Source organism: Variovorax sp. GW821-FHT10D07, from assembly GCF_059415325.1.
In genome coordinates, this window is the sequence record NZ_JBWKMZ010000003.1 from 317058 (window position 1) to 336960 (window position 19903).

At 69.5% G+C, this 19903-nt stretch carries 21 protein-coding genes; 8 read left to right on the top strand and 13 right to left on the bottom strand.

Translation table 11 applies throughout. From position 1 onward, the window contains the following. The first annotated feature begins 31 nt into the window (after positions 1-31). The gene (locus AC07PU_RS11855; protein ID WP_495317673.1) at positions 32-673 is read left to right on the top strand and encodes a LysE family transporter; all 642 of its coding nucleotides are present in this window, start codon (positions 32-34) and stop codon (positions 671-673) included. A 4-nt stretch (positions 674-677) separates the two neighbouring features. On the opposite strand, the gene AC07PU_RS11860 is transcribed toward AC07PU_RS11855, so the two are convergent. Next, positions 678-1088: a RidA family protein gene (locus AC07PU_RS11860; RefSeq protein ID WP_495317675.1), complete on the bottom strand. Its 411-nt coding sequence runs from the start codon at positions 1086-1088 to the stop codon at positions 678-680. A gap of 116 nt (positions 1089-1204) precedes the next feature. Between AC07PU_RS11860 and AC07PU_RS11865 the strand changes: the two genes are divergently transcribed. After that, positions 1205-2131, top strand: a complete 927-nt coding sequence (locus tag AC07PU_RS11865; protein WP_495317677.1) for a LysR family transcriptional regulator — start codon at positions 1205-1207, stop codon at positions 2129-2131. Positions 2132-2144: 13 nt separating this feature from the next. Here AC07PU_RS11865 and AC07PU_RS11870 read toward each other — a convergent pair whose 3' ends face one another. Genes AC07PU_RS11870 through AC07PU_RS11880 form a run of 3 tightly spaced genes read right to left on the bottom strand, consistent with a single transcriptional unit; the run spans position 2145 to position 5189 of the window. Continuing rightward, the gene (locus AC07PU_RS11870) at positions 2145-2969 is read right to left on the bottom strand and encodes a substrate-binding domain-containing protein (protein WP_495317679.1); all 825 of its coding nucleotides are present in this window, start codon (positions 2967-2969) and stop codon (positions 2145-2147) included. Between the two features lie 49 nt (positions 2970-3018). Beyond that, the gene (locus tag AC07PU_RS11875) at positions 3019-4506 is read right to left on the bottom strand and encodes a sensor histidine kinase (protein WP_256222610.1); all 1488 of its coding nucleotides are present in this window, start codon (positions 4504-4506) and stop codon (positions 3019-3021) included. Continuing rightward, complete coding sequence (locus AC07PU_RS11880; RefSeq protein ID WP_093344488.1) at positions 4503-5189, bottom strand: response regulator; 687 nt, start codon at positions 5187-5189, stop codon at positions 4503-4505. The genes AC07PU_RS11875 and AC07PU_RS11880 overlap by 4 nt, the downstream gene beginning before the upstream one ends. Before the next feature lie 197 nt (positions 5190-5386). Here AC07PU_RS11880 and AC07PU_RS11885 point away from each other — a divergent pair, with 197 nt between their 5' ends. Next, the gene (locus AC07PU_RS11885) at positions 5387-6280 is read left to right on the top strand and encodes an alpha/beta fold hydrolase (protein WP_177239365.1); all 894 of its coding nucleotides are present in this window, start codon (positions 5387-5389) and stop codon (positions 6278-6280) included. Positions 6281-6355: 75 nt separating this feature from the next. Here AC07PU_RS11885 and AC07PU_RS11890 read toward each other — a convergent pair whose 3' ends face one another. Continuing rightward, positions 6356-6889: a 3'-5' exonuclease gene (locus AC07PU_RS11890; protein WP_218159377.1), complete on the bottom strand. Its 534-nt coding sequence runs from the start codon at positions 6887-6889 to the stop codon at positions 6356-6358. An 85-nt stretch (positions 6890-6974) separates the two neighbouring features. Continuing rightward, positions 6975-7808, bottom strand: coding sequence for a hypothetical protein (locus AC07PU_RS11895; protein WP_093344482.1), 834 nt, complete (start codon positions 7806-7808; stop codon positions 6975-6977). An 889-nt stretch (positions 7809-8697) separates the two neighbouring features. On the opposite strand from AC07PU_RS11895, the gene AC07PU_RS11900 reads away from it, so the two are divergent. Then, positions 8698-10920: a M1 family metallopeptidase gene (locus AC07PU_RS11900; RefSeq protein WP_495317683.1), complete on the top strand. Its 2223-nt coding sequence runs from the start codon at positions 8698-8700 to the stop codon at positions 10918-10920. 61 nt (positions 10921-10981) lie between these two features. Then, a complete protein-coding gene (locus AC07PU_RS11905) occupies positions 10982-11398 on the top strand; it encodes a hypothetical protein (RefSeq protein WP_495317685.1) in 417 nt (138 codons plus the stop codon). 22 nt (positions 11399-11420) lie between these two features. Here AC07PU_RS11905 and AC07PU_RS11910 read toward each other — a convergent pair whose 3' ends face one another. The 4 genes from AC07PU_RS11910 to AC07PU_RS11925 all read right to left on the bottom strand — a co-directional run bounded on the left by AC07PU_RS11910 (position 11421) and on the right by AC07PU_RS11925 (position 14169). Next, positions 11421-11837 (bottom strand): PaaI family thioesterase, encoded by a 417-nt coding sequence (locus tag AC07PU_RS11910; protein WP_057593094.1) that lies wholly within the window; start codon positions 11835-11837, stop codon positions 11421-11423. 112 nt (positions 11838-11949) lie between these two features. Further along, complete coding sequence (locus AC07PU_RS11915; RefSeq protein ID WP_495317688.1) at positions 11950-12870, bottom strand: alpha/beta hydrolase; 921 nt, start codon at positions 12868-12870, stop codon at positions 11950-11952. Next, a complete protein-coding gene (locus AC07PU_RS11920; RefSeq protein WP_495317690.1) occupies positions 12860-13261 on the bottom strand; it encodes a RidA family protein in 402 nt (133 codons plus the stop codon). The genes AC07PU_RS11915 and AC07PU_RS11920 overlap by 11 nt, the downstream gene beginning before the upstream one ends. Next, on the bottom strand, positions 13261-14169 hold the full coding sequence (locus tag AC07PU_RS11925; protein WP_208511549.1) for a ferritin family protein: 909 nt from the start codon (positions 14167-14169) through the stop codon (positions 13261-13263). The genes AC07PU_RS11920 and AC07PU_RS11925 overlap by 1 nt, the downstream gene beginning before the upstream one ends. Before the next feature lie 108 nt (positions 14170-14277). Here AC07PU_RS11925 and AC07PU_RS11930 point away from each other — a divergent pair, with 108 nt between their 5' ends. Beyond that, a complete protein-coding gene (locus AC07PU_RS11930; RefSeq protein ID WP_208511548.1) occupies positions 14278-15183 on the top strand; it encodes a LysR family transcriptional regulator in 906 nt (301 codons plus the stop codon). Positions 15184-15194: 11 nt separating this feature from the next. On the opposite strand, the gene AC07PU_RS11935 is transcribed toward AC07PU_RS11930, so the two are convergent. Continuing rightward, entirely contained in the window at positions 15195-15641 is a 447-nt protein-coding gene (locus tag AC07PU_RS11935) for an SRPBCC family protein (protein ID WP_296785123.1), read from the bottom strand. 104 nt (positions 15642-15745) lie between these two features. Beyond that, positions 15746-16180 (bottom strand): hypothetical protein, encoded by a 435-nt coding sequence (locus AC07PU_RS11940; protein ID WP_495317693.1) that lies wholly within the window; start codon positions 16178-16180, stop codon positions 15746-15748. Between the two features lie 192 nt (positions 16181-16372). On the opposite strand from AC07PU_RS11940, the gene AC07PU_RS11945 reads away from it, so the two are divergent. Together AC07PU_RS11945 and AC07PU_RS11950 are read left to right on the top strand one after the other, a co-directional pair. Further along, positions 16373-17341, top strand: coding sequence for a tripartite tricarboxylate transporter substrate binding protein (locus AC07PU_RS11945; protein WP_093344466.1), 969 nt, complete (start codon positions 16373-16375; stop codon positions 17339-17341). Positions 17342-17461: 120 nt separating this feature from the next. After that, positions 17462-18958, top strand: coding sequence for a sensor domain-containing diguanylate cyclase (locus tag AC07PU_RS11950; RefSeq protein WP_495318290.1), 1497 nt, complete (start codon positions 17462-17464; stop codon positions 18956-18958). Positions 18959-18971: 13 nt separating this feature from the next. On the opposite strand, the gene AC07PU_RS11955 is transcribed toward AC07PU_RS11950, so the two are convergent. Further along, positions 18972-19640, bottom strand: coding sequence for a nuclear transport factor 2 family protein (locus AC07PU_RS11955; protein ID WP_296785127.1), 669 nt, complete (start codon positions 19638-19640; stop codon positions 18972-18974). Between the last annotated feature and the right edge of the window lie 263 nt (positions 19641-19903).

The following is a 19903-nucleotide window of genomic DNA, read 5'->3' on the forward strand; positions in this document are numbered from 1 at the left end:
TCTCGCATCCTCCTGCATCCTCCTCGGCGCCATGACCCAACTCTCGCCCCTGCTGCTCATTGCCGGCGTCTACCTTGCCGTGCTCGCGAGTCCGGGCCCCAACTTCTTCATCCTGAGCCAGATGGCGCTCGACGGCCGGCAGCGCGAATCGCGCTACGTGGTGCTGGGGCTCACGACCGGCTCGATCTTCTGGGTCGTGCTCTCGCTCGCGGGCATGTCCACCCTGATGGCGCACCACCCGTGGCTGGCCTCGGCCGTGCGCTTCCTCGGCGCGAGCTACCTGGTCTGGTATGGCGGCAGCCTGCTATGGCGGGCCGTGTCGCCGCCCGCGAAGACCGCGGCGGGGAGCGCCCGCCGCGCGCCCGCGGACACGCGCCGCGATGCACGCAGCGCCTACCGCGCCGGCCTGCTGACCGGCATCACCAACCCCAAGGGCGCGGCCTTCTGGACCAGCGTGTTCGCGACCCTGGTGCCCGCGCAGGCCGCGGGCTGGTTCTATCCCGCCACCATCGTGATGGTGGCCGTGCTCTCGCTGCTGTGGCACTTCGGGATCACCGTGGTGTTCGGCGCCGAGGCGATCCGCGCGCGCTACCTGCGCGTGGAGCGCTGGGTCGATGGCGTGGCCGGCGGCATGCTGGTCATGCTCGGCGTGCAGCGGATCGTCGCCCGGTAGAGCCTCAGGTCGCAGCCGTCTCCGGCAGCTTCGCGACCACCTTGATCTCGAAGTCGAAGCCGTAGAGCCAGGTCACGCCGATCGCGGTGGCCGTGGGATGCGGCGCCTCGCCCCAGAACTCGGCGAGCACCAGGTTCCAGATGCGCTCGAACTTCGAGGCCGGATCGACGATGAAGATCGTCACGTCGATCACGTCGGCGAAGCTGGCGCCGGCCGCCGCGAGCACGGCATTCAGGTTCTGGAAGGCCAGCCGGACCTGGGCCTCGAGCTCGGGTTCGGGCGAACCGTCGGGCCGGCTGCCGACCTGGCCCGAGACGAACAGCAGGCCGTTGGCGCGCACGGCCGGCGAGTAGCGGTGGCGCTCGTAGAGCGCCTGGCGGCCGGCGGGGAAGACGACATCGCGTGCGGAGGACATGGGATTCACTTTCTTCGATGGTTGCGGATGCAGTGAATCTAGGTGTTCGCTCTTTGCGGATAAACGGGCAAGACGCACAATGACTGTTTGGTAATCCCAAATAATCAAACGACGACATGGACCGTTTCGATGCGATGCAGGCCTTTGCGCGCGTGGTGGAAGCCGGCAGCTTCACCAAGGCGGCGCAGACCCTGCACATGAGCAAGACCACCGTGACCCAGCTGGTGCAGCAGCTCGAGGCACGGCTGCGCGTGAAGCTGCTGCACCGCACGACGCGGCAGGTCAAGGTCACGGCCGATGGCGCGCTCTACTACGAGCGCGTGGTGCGCCTGCTGGCCGATCTCGAGGATGCCGACACCAGCCTGGCCAGCGCCTCGGCCTCACCCAAGGGACGGCTGCGCGTCGACGTGCCGGCCCCGCTGGCGCGGCTGATCCTGGTGCCGGCGCTGCCGGCCTTCCATGCGCGCCATCCCGAGATCCAGCTCGACCTCGGCGTGAGCGACCGCGTGGTCGACGTGATCGGCGACAACGTCGACTGCGTGCTGCGCGGCGGCGAGCTCACCGACTCCTCGCTGGTGGCGCGCCGCGTGGGCGACCTTCGGCTCGGCGTCTATGCGGCGCCCGGCTACCTCGCGCGCGCGGGCACGCCCGTGCATCCACGCGAACTCGAGGACTCGCACCACCGCATCGTCGGCTTCCTGCGCTCGCGCAGCGGCACGCTGGCGCCGATCGCGCTGTCGCGCGCGGGCGAGCAGTTCGTGCCGCAGGGCCGTTACGTGGTCGCGCTCGACGACGGCAATGCCTATGCCGCGGCCGGCGTCGCGGGCATGGGCGTGCTCTGGCTGCCGCGCTACATGGCCGCACCGCACCTCGCCGGTGGCGAGCTGGTGCCGCTGTTCGAGGACTGGGAGGTGGCTTCGATGCCGCTGTACCTGGTGTTCCCGCCGAACCGGCACCAGAGCGCGAAGCTGCGCGTCTTTATCGACTGGGTCGACGAGCTGATGGCGAAGCATGCGCCGCTCGCCGTGGCGGGCGGCGCCTGACGCGGCGCGCGCCTCAACGCGAAGCGAGCGGCTCCAGTCCCGTCTTCGCGATCGTCGGCGCGCTGGCCGGCGAGTTCAGGTAGCGGATCAGTTCGCGTGCCGCCTCGGGCTGCGTCGACGCGGTGGCGATGCCGGCCGAGAACACGGTCACCTGCTGCACCTCGGCCGGCAGCGGGCCCACGTAGTCGATGCCCTCGATCGGCAGCAGCTCGCTGACCTGCTGCAGTCCGAGCGCGGCGTCGCCGCGCGCCACCACGCTGCCCACGCGCTCGCTGAGGATGCGGCGGCTCTTGGGCTTGACCTGGGCCTCGAGGCCGAGCTTCTTCAGCAGCTCGGTCTCGTAGTAGGTGCCGCTGGCACTGGCCGAATAGGCGATCGACGGCGCCGCGAGCAGGGTGCGCTTGAGCGCCTCGACGCTCGAGATGTCGGGCCTGGGCGCGCCCTTGCGCACCGCGAAGCCGATCGAGGAGCGCACCAGGTCGACCTGGCTGCCGGCCCGCACCTGGCCCTGCGCGACCAGCGCATCGAGCGCGGGCCGCGCCAGGATCACGACGTCGGCCGGCTCCTGGCGCGCGAGGCGGCTCGGGATGGAGTCGTTGGCATTGCCCATCGAGGCGCCGTAGGCGGTCTTCACCGCGCGGCCGCTGGCGCGCTCGAAGCCGGGGCGCAGTTCGTTGTAGGCGGCGGTGAAGCCGCCCGAGGTCATCACGTGGAGCTCGGGCTTCGGTGCCGGGGCATGGCCGGCGGGGCTGCCGCAGCCCGCGAGCGCGAGCCCGAGGGCCGCGCCGAGCAGGGCGCGGCGCGTGAAGGCCGCGAGGCGGGGGCGCTGGATGGTCATGGTGTCTCCTGTGTCGATGTCGCGCCCGCCATCGTAGGAGTCCTGCCTGTCAATCCGCCGTCAGCGCAGCGCGGGTCTTCACCGAGGCCGTGGCGCCCGGCTCGATGCCTTCGCGCGCGAGCGGTAGCCGCACCGTCACGAGCAGGCCCGGGCCGGGCCGCGTTTCGCCGAGCACGATGCTGCCGCCGTGCGCCTCGGTGGCCGAGCGCACGATCGCGAGGCCCAGGCCGCTGCCGGTCTGGGTCTGGTCGGGGTCGCGGAAGAAACGGTCGAACACGCGCTCGCGCAGCTCGGGCGGAATGCCCGGGCCATGGTCGGCCACGCTCAGCTCGGCCTGCGCGCCATCGCGCCGGATGCCCACGGTCACGGTCGATCCCGGTGGCGCGTACTTGGTGGCGTTGTCTATCAGGTTGTCGATCATGGACACCAGGCTGTCGCGATCGCCGGCCACCGGTGCCGGGTCGTCGCTCAGCAGCTCGACCTCCACGCCGCGCGTGCGCGCGAGCACCGACAGCGTGGCCAGCCGTTCCTGCACCAGATCATCGAGGCGCAGCAGCGCGGGGCGCGGCGCCGACACCTGGGCCGCGCTGCGCATCAGGTGCAGCAACTGGTTCACCAGCCGTTCGGCGCGCGCGCTGGCGCTGACCATGCGCGCCATCAGCTCGTGCTGGCGCGCGGGCGGCACCGTCCCGGGCTGCGCCTGCAGGCCCTGCAGCGCCTCCACGTTCACGCGCAGCGCCGCGATCGGCGTGCGCAGCTCGTGCGCGGCATCGGCGATGAAGCTCTGCTCGCGCTCCATGCTCGCGCGCAGCCGCTGCATCAGCGCGTTGAAGTTGTCGACCAGCGGGCGCAGCTCGTCGTGGCGCGTCTGCGTGGCGAGCGGCGCGAGCTCGCGCACGTCGCGCGACGCGATTTCGCGCGCCACCTTGCGCCAGGGGCGCAGCGCGAGCCGGATCGACAGCCAGGCCGGCAGCAGCAGGAAGGGCACGCTGATCACCAGCGGCAGGATGTAGTAGCCGCGCGAATGGAAGGTCAGCCACATCTGCGGGCCGGCCGGCAGCACCAGCGCGACCCGGGTGGCGCCGTCCTCGCTTTCCAGCGAGCGCGTGCGCCACTGCTTGCCCTGCGCGGTCACGTCCTCGGGCACGCCGAGGCGGCTGTTGGCGATGTCGGCCGGCACGCCGTCCGAGTGGTAGACCAGCCGACCGTGCTGCCACACCAGCAGGCTCGGCGAGAGCGAGGGATCGTTGTCGCTGCCCATGGTCTCGCGCAGCGCGATGTCCATGCGCTGGAGGCTCTCGGCCAGCGCGGCGGGGCGGTCGGCCAGGTTGTGCGCCACCGACAGCACGCTGCGGTGCGAGGTGTCGACCATGCCCATGTCCTCGGTCAGCGAGGTGCCGAGCACCAGGCCCACCGCGATGCTCCACAGCAGCGTGAGCATCGCCACCTGCGCCAGCATCAGCCGGCGCACCAGCGTGGGCCGCAGCAGCCGACGCCAGCCGCGCGGGGCGTCGGAGGCCGCCGCCGTGGCCGTCAAGACGGCGTTCCCGGCAGCTTCAGCGCGGCCTGGTCGATCACGTAGCCGATGCCGCGCACGGTGCGGATGTAGCCGTCGCCGATCTTGCGGCGCAGGTTCGAGATGTGGACCTCGAGCACGTTGCTGCCATGGGTCTGCCAGGCCGGCAGCACCTGCTGCTCGAGCATGCGCCGCGTGATCACGCGGTCGGTGCGCTTGATCAGCAGGCTCAGCAGCTTGAACTCGCTGCGCGACAGGTCGACCGGCTGGCCGTTGACCTGCACGCGCTGCGTCGGCTCGTGCAGCCACAGGCCGCGCACCTCGAAGGTCACGCCGTCGCTGCCGTAGCTGCGGCGCGCGAGCGCGCGCACGCGCGACAGCATCTCGGCGAGAACGAAAGGTTTCACCAGGTAGTCGTCGGCGCCGTTGTCGAGCCCGAGCAGGCGGTCGTCGAGCGCATCGCGCGCGCTGAGGATCAACACCGGCAGCCGCGATTCGGCGCGCCGCACGTGCTGCAGCAGGCCCAGGCCGTCGCCGTCGGGCAGGCCCAGGTCGAGCAGCAGCAGGTCGCAGCCCTCGCCATCGAGGATGCGCTGCGCGTCCTCGATGCGGCGCACCCACACCACCTCCATGCCCTGCGTCTGCAGCGCCACCCGGATGCCGGTCGCGAGGTCGAAATCGTCTTCCACCAGAAGGATCTTCATGAATGCAATCTAACCGGCGAAGCTGAAGGAATTCCTAATACTTCTCGATCGGGCCCGAAAGGTGCAAGGCGCTGCAAGACGCCGAATCTTCAGCCGATCTTCATCTGCGCCGCCCACGATGCCGCAGGCTCGCGCGTTGCTCACCGGCCGGCCCGTGCCGGCATGGCATTCCCCCCGTCTTCCTTCGCCTCCCGACGATGTCCCTCGACGCCACTTCCTTCCTGCCGCATTTCCGCTCGCCCCAGGCCCATGCGGCGCTCTCGCAGTCGTACGACCGCGTGCTCGCGCACTGGCCGGTGCCGGTGGAGTCGCGCCATGTCGACACGCGGCGCGGCCGCGCCCATCTGCTGGTGTGCGGCCCGGCCTATGGCGTGCCGGTGCTGCTGCTGCATGGCGAGGGTGGCAATGCCACCACCTGGGTCCACATGGCCGGCGTGCTCGCGGGCGCGCTGCGCGTGTACGCGGTCGACATCGTGGGCGATGCCGGCCGCAGCGAGGGCCGCCGGCCGGCCAGCGAGGACGACTACTGCGACTGGCTCGAGGACGTGCTGATCGGCGTCGGCCGGCCCAAGGTGGGGCTGTGCGGCGTCTCCTTCGGTGCCTGGCTCGCCGCCGCCTACATGCGGCGCTCGCTGCGCCGCGTCTCGAAGCTCGCGCTGCTCGCACCGCCGCGCATCGGCCCGCGGCGCGTCGTCCCCGCCGCCTGCGCGCTGCTGGCACGGCTGTGTCCCACCGACGGCAACCTGCGCCGCCTGCATGCACTGAGTTCGTCGCCGCGCGCCTGCCCGCTGCCCGAATGGGCGCTCGAGGACCTGCTCGTGCGCTGGCGCAGCCAGGGCGCCGGACTGCCGCGCGCCGCCGGCCTTAGCGACGCCGAGATGCGGCTGCTGCCGGCCGGCACCCGCGTGCTGCTCGGCGAGGACGATGCGCTGCATGCCATCGACATCGCGAGCCGAAGGTTGCGCGTCAATGCGCCGCGCGTGGAGCTGATGGTGGTGCCCGATGCGGGGCATGCGATCGAGTTCGATCAGGCGCAGCGCGTGGGGCAGATATTGCTCGACCACTTTCGGGGGCGGGGGTACGTGCTGTAGGTCGAGGAAGAGCGCCGGCGCCGTCGCGACCCTGCCTGGCCGTCGCCGCTAATCAACGGCGCAACCCCATCCGTCTCAGAAGAAGAGATACCCCGACAGATTGGCCATGTTCCGGGCATCGTCGATGCCTCGGTGCGGCGTACCTTCGAAAGGCAGACCGACGCGCCGCAGCGCCTGCTCGAGTCCGCAGGCCTTTCGCAGGTTGAGGCTGCTGGCAAAGCGTGTCTTGATGTTGATGTGTTCTTCGCCGAAGGGGTAGGGCACGTCGTGGTACGAGCAATCCTGTTGCAGCTGGTATCGGTCGTAGTCGCCCCAGCTGCAGAACACGGGCGAGTCGAAAGCCTGGATCCAGGCCGCGAATCGTTCGAGAACCGCGGGGAATGGATCCGCGGCCTCCACCTTCTTTTGCGTGATGCTCGTCAGGCGTCTGCAGAAGTCGGTGAGGACCGGGTGTCGGGTGGGCTTGACGAACGACTGGAACTCGCCGCGCAGATCCGGCCCGTTCTGCCAAAGGGCCACTGCACCGATCTCGATGATCTCCATTTCCTCGCGGGGCACCTCGTTCCGGTCCGAGCAGGTGGCCTCGAAGTCGACAATGATGTAGGTCACACGGCTCCTCGGGACTTCTTGTTTTCTCAGGCGTATCGGGCCTGCGGGTCGGATGAATTCTGCCGCATCGAATGTGCGTCGTCCTTCATGGCAGGTCGAGAGCAACCACCAGTTCACAGGCCCGGCCCGGATCGACCGGCGCATCACGGCCAAGCCGCAACCTCGCCATCAGCACCGCGAGTTCGAAGCGGATCACCGGCTTGGAGCCACTGAGCTCGGTCGATGCCTTGTCGGGGTGGGGATGGCGATAGAGCTCGAAGAGCGCGCCGAATTCATCGCGCGCAACCCGCGGGTCTTCGAGTTCCTTGTTGCCTTGCAGTCGCGCGACGTTGGCCAGCACGTCGTGCATCCCGATCGTCGCGGCGTGGTGCCAGCGCTTGCGGCTGCGCAGCGCCGAGAGCGCCAGTTCCGGCTCCTCGCCCACCAGCGCGATGCGCGCCGCGTCCAGCGCGTAGCCTTCGGCGAAATACGCGTCGCTCGAGTTCTCCCGCACGCTTCGCAGCGCCAGCTCGCAGGCCAGCAGCAGCCGGTCCTTCTCGAGGTGGCCGGTCTTCAGCCAGCGCGCATAGGTCTCCGCGCGTTCGAGCTGCAGGTGGCAACTGGCCGGCTGCGGCCTCGCATCGCACAGGCCATCGATGCGCACGCGCTGCGCGATCTGCAGCGCACGGTCCAGCAGTGCCTCGCAGGTCTGCGGTTCCTTGGCGACGTACTTGAGCATCAACGCCAGCTCGAGATCGAGCTCCACGTCCAGCGCTGGCAGCGCGCTCTTCGCGAGATGTTCGACGCGGTCGAACCCGGGCGCCAGAAGCACGGCCATTCCACCCGGCTGACGCGCATAGGCGCGCTGCCATGCGGCGGCGACGGTTTCCGAAGAGGCGTCGGCGGGCTGGCCGAGCACCTTCCTGAGCCAATGCAACATCTGAATCGTGCTTCCCGTTCGGTATGCGGTCCTCGACTCATCCAGGTCCGCGGATCGCGCGAATTCTGCCGCACCGATCCGCGCTGTCGAAAGACTGCATCGCAAGCCACGCCGCGCTCATGCGCGAACCAAAGAACGCATGTCTTGCCATTGATGCAACTGTGCTGCAGCAACGATTCTGCATCGCAAGTGTTGGCTGCGCGCATCGATGCACTCGCATCGCATCGCCGCGTTGTGGGGTCCATCTTCGTACCCCACGAAGCATCGCGCGGTCTTGACTCCATTCGTCGTATGACGCGCGAACAATTTGAGAGGGAAAAGTTCCGCGCTTCGTTGACGCACGGGGGGAGCGGCAGTTAGAACTGTGCGCACTCGATGGAGGGAGAACGCGTGAAGATATCGAACACCAAGCGCACACACTCCCGCCGTTGCGTCCTCGCTGCCGATCGCCTCGTGGCCGGTGCGGGAAGACGCAAGGCGGCCGATGGGTCCATGCCGATCGCGGCCTCGGCCCTCGCCCGTCGCGTGCATCGCACGCGCGCCCTGCGCTGAATCGAACGTCCCGGATCCTGGTGCGATTCATCCTCTGGCTGCCCCGCGCATCGTCGGGTATGCACATCCTCTTGCGCACACCGAATCCGCCGATGCCGCGGATCCTCGGCCCGCCGCATCGATCGCCGGTGCGGTCGCACGCGGCACGCGCTTGCCGCGTCCACTGAAACCGCTGCTCATGGCTGGCGCTGCCTGCCTGTCGAACGATCGGTTCGACGGGAGGGCGGGGTCTTGCCGCTGCGCGAGTCTTTCACCCCCTTAACCCGCGCGCGTTCCATGCATGGCCGGCCACACGCCGGCAGGTGCAGGACGGCGCATGTCCCTACAAGAGGCGATCATGAAGAAATTTCTCAAGCCCGCAGTCCCGTACTTTGCCATCGGTGCAGTGACCCTTGCCGCGCTCGTGGCTTGCGGTGGCGGCGGTGGCGGCACGCCATCGTTCGGTGGCACCGGCGCCGCGCTCGACACCGGCAACGTGGTGGCGCAGAACGGCAATGCCGACGCGCCCGACGATGGCAATCCCCAGGCCGCGCCCGACTCGGCCGCGAGCAACAACATCGATCGCTCGGCCCAGCCGATGGAGCTGCCCGACACGGTATGGCCGAAGAACTACAAGCTGTGGTTCCGGCCCGATGCGGCGCTCAAGACCTTCACGGGCCGTGGCGATGTCGAGATCGAGGTGCTGAAGCCGGTCGATGCGATCGTGGTGGCGGCGCACGACCTCAAGTTCGCCAACGGGCGCACCACGCTGCGCAAGCTCTCGAGCCCGGGCGAGGCGATCGCGCTGATCCCCACGCCGCAGACGCGCGGCGACTTCGTGCAGCTGCGGCTCAACGACGGCCAGATCGCCAAGGGCAAGTACCTGCTGCACATGGAGTGGGACGGCAAGATCCAGTTCTCCGACGCCGAGTACTGCCCGCCGGCCGAGATGATCAAGAACCCGCTGTGCTCGGCCGCCACCGGCGTGTTCAAGGTCGGCCTCTCCACGCCCGAGGGCGTGAGCAGCGATGCCATCGTGACGCAGGGCGAAACCAACTTCGCGCGCCAGTGGTTCCCGGGCTGGGACGAGCCCGCGTTCCGCCACACTTTCGAGATCTCGGCCGAGGTGCCGGGCGACTGGAAGACGGTGTCGAACGGCGCGCAGAAATCGCAGACCCGGCTGCCCGACGGCTACCAGCTGGTGTCGTTCGAGAAGACGCCCTCGATGCCCATGTACCTGACCTTCTTCGGCGGCGGCAAGTTCGACATCCTCGAGGACAGCTTCAAGAGCCCGCTCGACGGCAAGACCATGCCGCTGCGCTGGTTCACGCCGCCGGGCCGCTCGACCTGGGCCACCTTCGCGATGGAGTGGACCAAGGTCGCGATGGACTACTACTACAAGTACACCGGCATCCCGCTGCCCTTCGACAAGTTCGACACCGTGGCCGCCAACGACAGCTACGACAACAAGCCCAACACCGGCTTCGGCGGCATGGAGAACTGGGGCTCGATCTTCGAGTTCGCCGACTCGGTGCTGACCAAGCCCGGCGACACGCCCACGCTCTATTCGGTGACGGTGGTCACGCACGAGGTCGCGCACCAGTGGTTCGGCGACCTGGTCACGCTCGACTGGTGGGACAACGTGTGGCTCAACGAGTCGTTCGCGCGCTGGTTCGAAAGGCGCACCACGATCAAGTTCCACCCCGAGTACTACAGCTTCTCGGACTACGTGCTCGACAAGCACAGCGTGATCGTGGCCGACCTCAAGAACACGGCGGTGCCGGTGCAGCGCAACCTCAACGACGCGGGTTCGTTCGGCTTCATCAGCCCGTCGATCTTCGTCTACAACAAGGGCAGCCATGTGCTCGAGACGATCCAGAACTACATCGGCGAGGAGGCGATGCAGAAGGGCCTGCAGATCTACCTGAAGGACTATGCCTATGGCAACGTCACGCCCTCGCGGCTGTGGAGCTCGCTCGAGAAGGCGACCGACAAGAAGGTGAGTGCGATCGGCGACAGCCTGATCCGCCAGACCGGCGTGCCGCTGCTCACGGTCGACGCGCAGTGCGCGGGCGACCGCACCTACGTGTCGATCACGCAGGAGTCGTTCCCGAACCAGAACCAGTACCCGGCCTCGACCTGGACCGTGCCGGTCACGCTGGCCTATGGCGACGCGATGGCGCAGCGCAAGACCTTCGTGATGGACAACAACCGCACCAACCTCGAGCTGCCGGGCTGCACCGCGGTGCTGGCCGGGCCGACCGGGCAGGACTACTACGTGAGCAACTACAGCGCCGCCTCGTGGAGCGCGCTGCTCGCGCAGGCGCAGAACTTCGCCGACAACAAGCCGCTGCTGCTGAACATCGAGCGCGATGCCTTCCGGCTGCTCGGCGTGGGCCGCATCACGCAGGCGCAGTACGACCAGATCAAGGGCGTGCTGAACCTGCCGACCGCGCTGCTGGCCAAGACGCAGGAGAGCCAGCAGAAGATGGCGGCGGTGGACGCGGGCGCCAAGGAGGAGTACCCGCATGCGCTGCGCTTCCAGGGCAGCCTGAAGCTGCGCGAGAACCTGAAGCGCTGACGGCCTGAACCCACCGGGCGACGCGCCCGGTGGGCCACGCATCTTTCACCGGAGACCATCGATGAGGACATGGAACAACGCACTGCGCGCGCTCGCGTGCATCGCCTGCGCGCTGCTGCTGGCCGCCTGCGGCGCGCGCGGCGGCCCCGAGGCCGAGCTGGTCGGCATCTATGCCGTGAAGCAGGGCGGGGCGCTCAAGGAACTGATCAAGATCGAGCGCAAGGACGGCCGCTACGTGCTGCGCGACAAGGTGCGCACGCCCGAATGGAGCGAGCCGAAGCTGCAGCTCGCGCCGGCCACGCGCGACGACTGGCAACGCATCACCACCGACACCGCGCAGACGGCCTTCGTCGGCATGAAGAGCGAGCAGCTCGCGCTGTTCAAGGTGCCGCCGGGCTGGGAGAAGAACGGCTTCCGGACCTCGACCGGCTACTTCCTGTTCTATTCGCACGGACCGGTCGAGGCCTACAAGCTCTGAGCGCCGCCGTGCGCCAGCCGGTTCAGGCCGGCAATGCGAAGGTCGCGACCGCGGTCGCGAGCGTCTGGCCGGTGGAGGCCAGGTCCATGGTCACGCGCGCGAAGGCCAGCGAGCGGCCGGAGCGCACCAGCTCGGCATGGGCGAGCACGTCCTCGCCGCCGCCCGCGCGCATGAAGGTCATGTGCAGGTCGACCGTGGCGATCGGGCGGCGCCCGCGACCGTCGGTCCAGATCGCGAAGCACATCGCGCTGTCGGCCAGCACCGAGAGCGCCTGGCCGCCGAAGATGTTGCCCTCGCGCGTGGCCTGCTCGCCGGCCGGCATGCGCAGCGTGGCCTTGCCTTCGCCCAGCGATTCGACGCTGACGCCGAGGCTGCGCACGCAGCCCGGCAAGGCGGTGGCGAGGACGTCCCTGGCTTCTTCGAGGGTGAACGCGGTCATGGCTGGAGGTCTTTCCGTGGTCGATGCGGTGGAGGGGCGCCGCGCGCCGGCGCGGCGAAGGCCGGCAGCGTACCGCACCGGCGCGCCGCGATCGATTCCACGAAAGAGATAGTCAGCCGCGTGCCGATGCGAGGAAGGCCAGGATCTCTTCGCCCAGCCATTGCTCGCCGCTGTCGAAGTGGGCCATGACCGAGACGTGGTTGTGCCCGGGCACGCTCAGGTGGCGCGGCGCGCTGCCCTGGGCCTTGGCCATGCGCCAGGCGAACTCCGTCGCGTAGACGTCGAGCAGCGGGTTCTCGTACTCGGCATGCACGACGAAGGTGGGCAGCGCCAGCCGGTGGGCATGGGCCATCGGCGACCGGCCCTCGTAGGCCGCGGTGTCGTCGCCGAAATAGGCGCGCACGCCGGCCGCGTTCGGGTTCTCGGGCCGCGCGTCGGCGCGCAGCCGCGCCGACACCAGCACCAGCGCGCGCAGATGCCGGCCCATGAAGCCGAGCGAGGGATCGCAGGCATAGCTGGCCGCATGCGTGCCGCCGGCCGAATGCCCGATCAGGCAGATCGCATGGGGATCGCCGCCGTGCTCGGCCGCGTGGCGCGCGACCCAGTCGCAGGCCGCTGCCACGTCGAACGCGCCCTGCGGATGCATCGCCTCGGGCGCGAGCCGGTATTCGACGTTGATGCCCACGCAGCCCCGGCGCGCGAACCAGCGCAGCACGTTGCCGTACATCGCGGCATTGATGTCCTTGGCGCCGCGCACGAAGGCGCCGCCGTGCACGAACACGATCACCGGCGCGGCCCGTGCGCCGCGCGGCCGGTAGACGTCGAGCACCTGCCGCGGATGCGTGCCGTAGGGCAGGTCGTGGACGATCTCGCAGCCGTCCGCGGGCGCGGCCAGCAGCAGCGGCAGGTAGGCGGCCTTCACGCGGTCGCCGGCCGCGCGGATGTCGGCCTGCCAGGCCGGGCCGGTCTCGCGCAGCATCCGGTCGATGGCTTCGGAGCGTCCGTCGGGGCGCATGCCGTCTTCAGTCGGCACGGAAGGCCGAGGCCTCGACCTCGATGCGCCAGGCCGGCTGCGCGAGCGCCTGCACCACGAGCAAGGTCGAGGCCGGGCGCGCCTCGCCGAGGAAGCCGGCGCGCACCGGGCCGAGCCGCGGCAGGTCGGCGGCGTCGGTCAGGAAGGTCGTGACCTTGACCAGGTGCGACACGTCCATGCCGGCCGCGCGCAGCACGGCCACGAGGTTGGTCCAGGCCTGCCTGGCCTGCGCCTCGAAGCTCTCTGGCAGCGTGCCGTCGGCTGCGGTGCCGATCTGGCCCGCGATGTGCAGCCAGCGGCCGGGGCCCTGGGTGACGATGCCGTGGCTGTAGGCGCCGACCGGCGGCGCGACGTCCCCGGGTGCGAGGCGGGTGGCGGCGGTGTGCGTCATCAATGCACCGCGCCGTCGAGTTCGGGAATGAACGGGATCTCGACGCCATAGGCGCCGATGTCCTCGCGGATCTTGTCGACCCCGCGCTTGATGATGCCCATCTCCTCGTCGGGATGGGTGGCGCCCAGGCCGTGGTCGGCCGCCAGCGCGCGGTTGCGGCCCGAGCGCCGGCGTTCGTCCTCGGGCAGGTTGACCACCGCGTAGACGCCGTTGAGCAGGCTGCCGCGCAGCTTCTTCGCCACCTTCTCGCCGATGGTGCGCTTCTCGTCGGCCGGCAGCTCGCTGAAGAAGCGCCGCATGATGATGCGGCCGAACTGGATGTGGCGCGCCTCGTCGCGCAGGATCAGCCGGCAGGCCTCGCGGATCGAGCCGAAGCGCGCGTTCTCGTAGCGCGCCTGCAGCAGTTCGCCCGAGAGCTGCTCGAACAGCGTGTTGACCGAGAGGCCCGCGAAGAAGCTCATCGCCTTCTCGTCCTTCTCGTCGTGGAAGCGCGGAATGATGTCGCGGAAGTAGTCGGCCCGCGGCGTGGGCTCGTAGGCCGCGAGGTGCTCGGCGATGCGGAAGCTGGCCTCGTGGTGGCGGAACTCCTCGGCGATGAAGTTCGTGATGTGCTGCTTGATCTCGAAGGGCTGGTGGCCAAAGATCGCCTCGCGCAGCCGCTCGGCGCCATAGGGCGTGGCGCCATGCTCCATCCAGGCGCGCAGGCTCCACCATTCGGCGCCGGCCTGGCGCACCTCGGGCGGCAGCTCGGCCTCGCGCAGGTCGCTGTAGTCGATGTCGGCCACCGGGTCCCAGGCCAGTTCGCGCGCCTGGGTGCACAGGCGCCAGACCTCGGGGTATTCGACCTTCGAGACCACGGGATAGGGGTTCGGCACGGAAGGGATCTCTTCGAGCAGCGAGGCTTGCATGGGCGGTGTCCGTCGTGGGTGGGGGAAAGGCCATGCTAGGAAGCCCGCGCTCATACATCCAATACTGTTTAAAGTGGCTCGTCATTCGTCGCAGCTATCTCCACGCCCATGTTCGAATTCAGACAACTGCGCCAGTTCGTGGTGCTGGCCGAGGAACTGAACTTCGGCCGCGCCGCGATCCGGCTCCACATGTCGCAGCCGCCGCTGAGCGTGGCGATGCGCAACCTCGAGGAGCAGCTCGGCGCGGTGCTGTTCGACCGCAGCCGGCACCACGTGCGGCTCACGCCCGCGGGCCAGGTCTTCCACAAGGACGCGCAGCGCCTGCTGCAGCAGGCCCAGGCGGCCGGCGAGCGCGCGCGCCGCGCGGCGCAGGGGTTGGAAGGTTCGCTGCGGCTCTCGTTCGTGCCGAGCGCCGCGCTCGACGTGCTGCCCGCGATCTTCAAGCGCTTCCAGCACGACTACCCGACCGTGCAGCTGCGCCTCACCGCCGAAACCACCGCACGCCAGCTCGAGGACCTGCGCAAGGGCGAGGTCGAGCTCGCGCTGGTGGTGGGCCCGGTCTACGAATCGCGCGGGCTGGTGCTGGTGGACCTGCAGGCGCAGAAGTTCGTGATCGCCGTGCCGCGCAGCCATCCGCTGGCGGCGCAGCGCTCGGTGAAGATCGCGGCGCTGGCGGCCGAATCCTTCATCTCATTCCCGGCCGCCGAAGGCGCGGGCTTCGTCGCCGCGCTGCTCGGCGCCTGCCAGTCGGCGGGCTTCCTGCCGAAGGTGGTGCAGGAGGCCGCGCAGATGCAGTCGATCCTCACGCTGGTCGCGGGCGGCCTGGGCATCGCGCTGGTGCCGGCCGCCATGCGCGTGCTCGCGATGGCCGATGTCGCCTTCCTCGAGATCGCGGGCTCGCGGCCGCCGCCGACCTACAGCCTGGTGTTCGCGCATGCGAGCGGCAACGACAACCCGGTGGTGCAGTCGTTCCTGGCGGTGGCGAAGAAGGCGGTGGAGGGGGCGGGGCGCTGAGCCCGTTCGCCTCAACCCGGAATATCCGGCTCCACCAATTGCGCCAGCGCCACCAGCGACTCCTGCCAGCCCAGGTAGCACATCTCGACCGGAATCATCTCGGGAATGCCTTCCTGCACGATGGCCACGTCGGTGCCGCAGGACACGGCGGTCAGCGTGACGGTGGTCTTCATCGTGCCCGGCAGGTTGGGGTCGTCGAAAGTCGCGTCGTAGGCCACGCGCTGGCCCGGCACCAGCTCGAGGTACTTGCCGCCGAACGAGTGGCCATGGCCCGAGCTGAAGTTGGTGAAGGACATGCGCCAGCTGCCGCCGACCACCGGCTCCATCTGGTGGACCTTGCCGGTGAAGCCGAAGGGCGGCAGCCAGCGCTCGAAGGCGCCGGGCTCGGTGAAGGCGCGGTAGAGGCGCTCGGGCGGGGCGCGCAGCACGCGGTGCAGACGGACGGTGTGGGTAGCCATGGTGTGTTCTCCTGGTGAAGTGGTGCGGAGGACGGCCCTCCATTGACACGACGGATGAGCCTGCGGCACATCGACATGGGGCGACAAATATTTTTCGCGACGGCTCAGCGCGCGTTCGGATCGAAGAGCGCGGCGATGAAACGCCAGACGAGGCGGCGGATCTCGATGAGCAGGAAGAGGGCGATGCCGCCGATGGCGAAGCCTATGCCCTCGTTGGCGTGGCCGGACATCCACGCGATCAGCCCGACGATCAGCAGCACGGCGCAGACGATGCGAATCCCGTTGTGCTGGAGCCGGGCCACCTTCTGCTGCTTGCGCGCCTCGTGCTCGGCGCGCTCGATCTGCGCATGGAGGTCGGCGGTGGTGGCCTGCACTTCCTGGCGAAGCAGCGTCGGGTCCCGGCCGCCCAGCACGGTGCGCAGCGCATGGCCGGCCTCTTCAGAGAGACTGTCGCCGCGGGTGACGAGCAGATACGAGAGTTCTTCGTCGCTCATCCTGGCGTAACGGTCGAGAAAATATGCGGTCTGTGCCTGGTCCAAATGCGGGGCCCTCCTGCCGGCAGATTACCGCAGGACCGTGACCGCGGGCCCGGCGGCGGGTGCCGGGCTTTCGCCGGCGTGATGGCTATAGCCACCGGTGATTCATTTCATATATGAACGCCGGCCAGTGAACGTATTGGACAGACCGCCGCCCCCGTTCGCACCATGCGGTTCCCAACATGGAGTCCCCCGATGAATCTCCCTCGCACGCTGCTCGCGGGCCTGCTGCTCCTTGCCGCCGGCATCGCCGCGCCGGCCCTGGCCCAGGGCTTTCCCGATCGCCCGGTGACGCTGGTCGTGCCCTATCCGGCCGGCGGCTCGGCCGACATCCTGGCGCGCACGGTGGGGCAGAAGCTGGCGGCGCAGCTCGGGCAGCCGGTGGTGATCGAGAACAAGGGCGGCGCCGGCACGGCGATCGGGGCGCGCTTCGTCGCGGAAGCGAAGCCCGACGGCTACACGCTGCTGCTCGGCACGGTGAGCTCGCAGGCCATCAACCCGGCGATGTCCAAGGTCGGCTACGACCCGGTGAAGGACTTCGTGCCGGTCAGCGCGCTGGCGTCGATCCCGTTCGTGCTGGTGGCCCATCCGGGCGCGCCCTACGGCAGCGTGGCCGAGCTGCTCGCGGCGGCCCGGCAGGCGCCGGGATCGATCAGCTATGCATCGGCCGGGCCCGGCACCTCGAACCACCTGGCCGGCGAGATGCTCGCCTCGGCCGCGAAGCTCAAGCTGCTGCACGTGCCCTACCGCGGCAGCGCGCCGGCGCTGGCCGACGTGCTCGCGGGCCACGTGCCGCTGATGTTCGACCTGCAGACCACCTCGCTGCCCAACATCGCGACCCACAAGCTCAAGCCGCTGGCCGTGACCGGCAGCCGGCGCAGCCCGCTGCTGCCCGAGGTGCCCACGGTGGCCGAGAGCGGGCTGCCGGGTTTCGAGGTCAGCGCCTGGTTCGGCGTGTTCGCGCCCGCGAAGCTGCCGCCGCCGGTGCGCCAGCAGCTCTCGGCCGCCATGGCCAAGGTGCTCGAAGACCCGGCGCTGGCGCAGCGGCTGCGCGACATCGGCGCCGAGCCCGATCCGCGCAATGCCGCGCAGTTCACCGCCTATGTCGCCGAGGAGGCCGGCAAGTACGCGGCGGTCGTGAAGACCGCGGGTCTCGCGCCCTGACCGCTGCCTGACGAGCGCGCCCGCGGGCGCGCCGAAATGGCCGATACCGGCGAGAATCCGGCCGCATTCACTGCCGCCAAGGTTCCCGTGTTCCAACGCCTTTCCATTGCCGTCCGCACGATGGCCTTCGTGGCCGCCGTGTGCCTCGCGCTCGTGGCGCTCGACGTCTGGCACAGCTGGGAGTCGCGCACGGCGCTGCTCGAGCAGATGGGCGTGGCGACGGCGAACCTCTCGCGCGCGCTGGCGCAGCAGGCCGACGACACGATCAAGCAGGCCGACACGGTGCTGATCGGCGTGGTCGAGCGCCTCGAGAACGACGGCGCGGGCCCGGCCCAGGTCGAGCGGCTGCGCCGGGTGCTGGCCGCGCAGGCGGCCGAACTGCCGCAGATCGACGCGCTGCATGTCTACGACCAGGACGGCAACTGGGTCGCGAACTCGCGCGCGGTGCCGCCGCAGAACCTCAACAACGCGGACCGCGAGTACTTCGTGTTCCACCGCACGCACGCCGACCGCGGGCCGCACATCGGCATTCCCGTGAAGAGCCGCACCAGCGGCAAGCTGCTGATCCCGGTGTCGCGCCGCATCGACCATGCCGACGGCAGCTTCGCGGGCGTGGCGCTCGCGAGCATCGACGTCGACTTCTTCCTCCGCTTCTACGACAGCCTCGACATCGGCAAGGCCGGCGCCGCGGCGCTGATCCTCGACAGCGGCACGATGATGGTCCGGCGGCCCTACGGCCCCGAGATGGTGGGGCGCGACATGCGCGACTCGGAACTGTTCCGCGCCTACAAGGCCAACGGCCCGGTCGGCACCGCCTACATCAAGTCGGCGCAGGACGGCGTGCTGCGGCTCAACAGCTTCCGGCGCCTCGACAACTACCCGCTGTTCGTGGGCGCGGCGCTGTCCAAGGACGAGATCCTCGCCGGCTGGTGGAAGGACACCTTCTGGCATTCGGGCGGCGTGCTGGCGCTCAGCGCCGTGGTCGCCTTCGTCGGCCTGGGGCTGGTGCGCCAGATCGAGCGGCGCACGCGCACCGAGGCCGAGCTGCTGCGCGCGCGCGACGCGCTCGAGGCGCTCAACAAGACGCTCAACACGCTGGCGATGGAGGACGGCCTGACGGGCCTGGCGAACCGGCGCCAGTTCGACGTCACGCTCGACACCGAGTTCGGCCGCGCGGTGCGCAACGCCAGCACGCTGGCGCTGATCCTGCTCGATGTCGACCGCTTCAAGGAATACAACGACATCTACGGCCACACGGCCGGCGACGAATGCCTGCAGAAGATCTGCCGCACCATCGCCAACGTGGCGGCGCGCCGGCCCGGCGACCTCGCGGCGCGCTACGGCGGCGAGGAGCTCGCGGTGCTGCTGCCGGGCACCGACGTCGAGGCGGCCGCGCTGCTGGCCGAGCGCATCCGCGCCGCGGTGCGCGCGCTCGAGATCGAGCATGCCGGCACCGCCGACGGCTTCGTCACCCTGAGCGCGGGCGTCGACGCGCTGCGGCCCGAGGCCGGCAGCGTGCAGCCCAAGGAGCTGGTGCGCGGTGCCGACAAGGCGCTGTACGTGGCCAAGTCGGGCGGGCGCAACCGCGTGTGCACGAACGCGGAGCAGAAGGCCTAGCGCGAAAACGTCGTCATGCGTCAGCCTGCGCATGCAGCCAGGCGGCGCCTTGCGCATGGAGACGCTCCAGCGATGCGCTGCCCGGTGTGGGCAGGTCCGGTGTGATGCTTGCGCCATTCGCGGCCTGCAGATAGGCCAGGTGGCGATAGCCTTCCGGATGCGCCGCGAGCCGCCGCGGGTCCAGCATGATCGTGCGTGCGGGATCCAGCACGTCGAGCCGGTCCTTCTCGTAGATGGGCACGCGGTGCAGGATGCGCCACTGCCCCTGGTGCCGGACGAATTGATCGTGGAAGCGCCCGTGACAGGTCGCGTCGACCTCGATGCCATCCAGCCGCGCGCGCACCATGAGGATCATGCGGGTCTCCACCAGCGCCCGGTCGCCGTCGATCTCGATGCTTGCGGCGCCGATGAAATGCTGTGCGCGCGAGCCGCTCGCCGCCGCGGCGATGGAGCGCTCGACGAATTCGGTGGCGCTGCCCGCGAACCACGTCGTCCGCATCGTCGCGCCGGGCGCGAAGCAGGCGCGCAGCCGATCCCAGCGGCCGGTGTCCCGTGCCAGCCCCCAGTCCTGCACGACCTGGACCATGGCGGCACGGTCGAGCAAGTTTGACAGCTGCGGGTCGATGTAACTCGGTGAGCGGCCTTGGCCCATGGGGGTCTCGGGGTTCTGGGGTTGCTTCAAGGATAGGACTCCAGGGTGATCGCGAAAGATGAGTGGCTGCGTCCGGAACTGTAGAAGTGCATCGCAGCAAGCGGGAGATGACAGAAATGCGCGAATGCTGCGCGATTCGCATCGCCTGCCTGGCGCACCGCTCGGCGATGCTGCCGTGGCATCGGGGCGCTGTTTTTTTCATCTGTTCCCGGGCGGTCAGTATTCCTAGGATCGCTGAAGCGGGAGGGCGTGGATGTCGCGTCAACGTCCTTGATCGCTGGTCTCATCCTGAG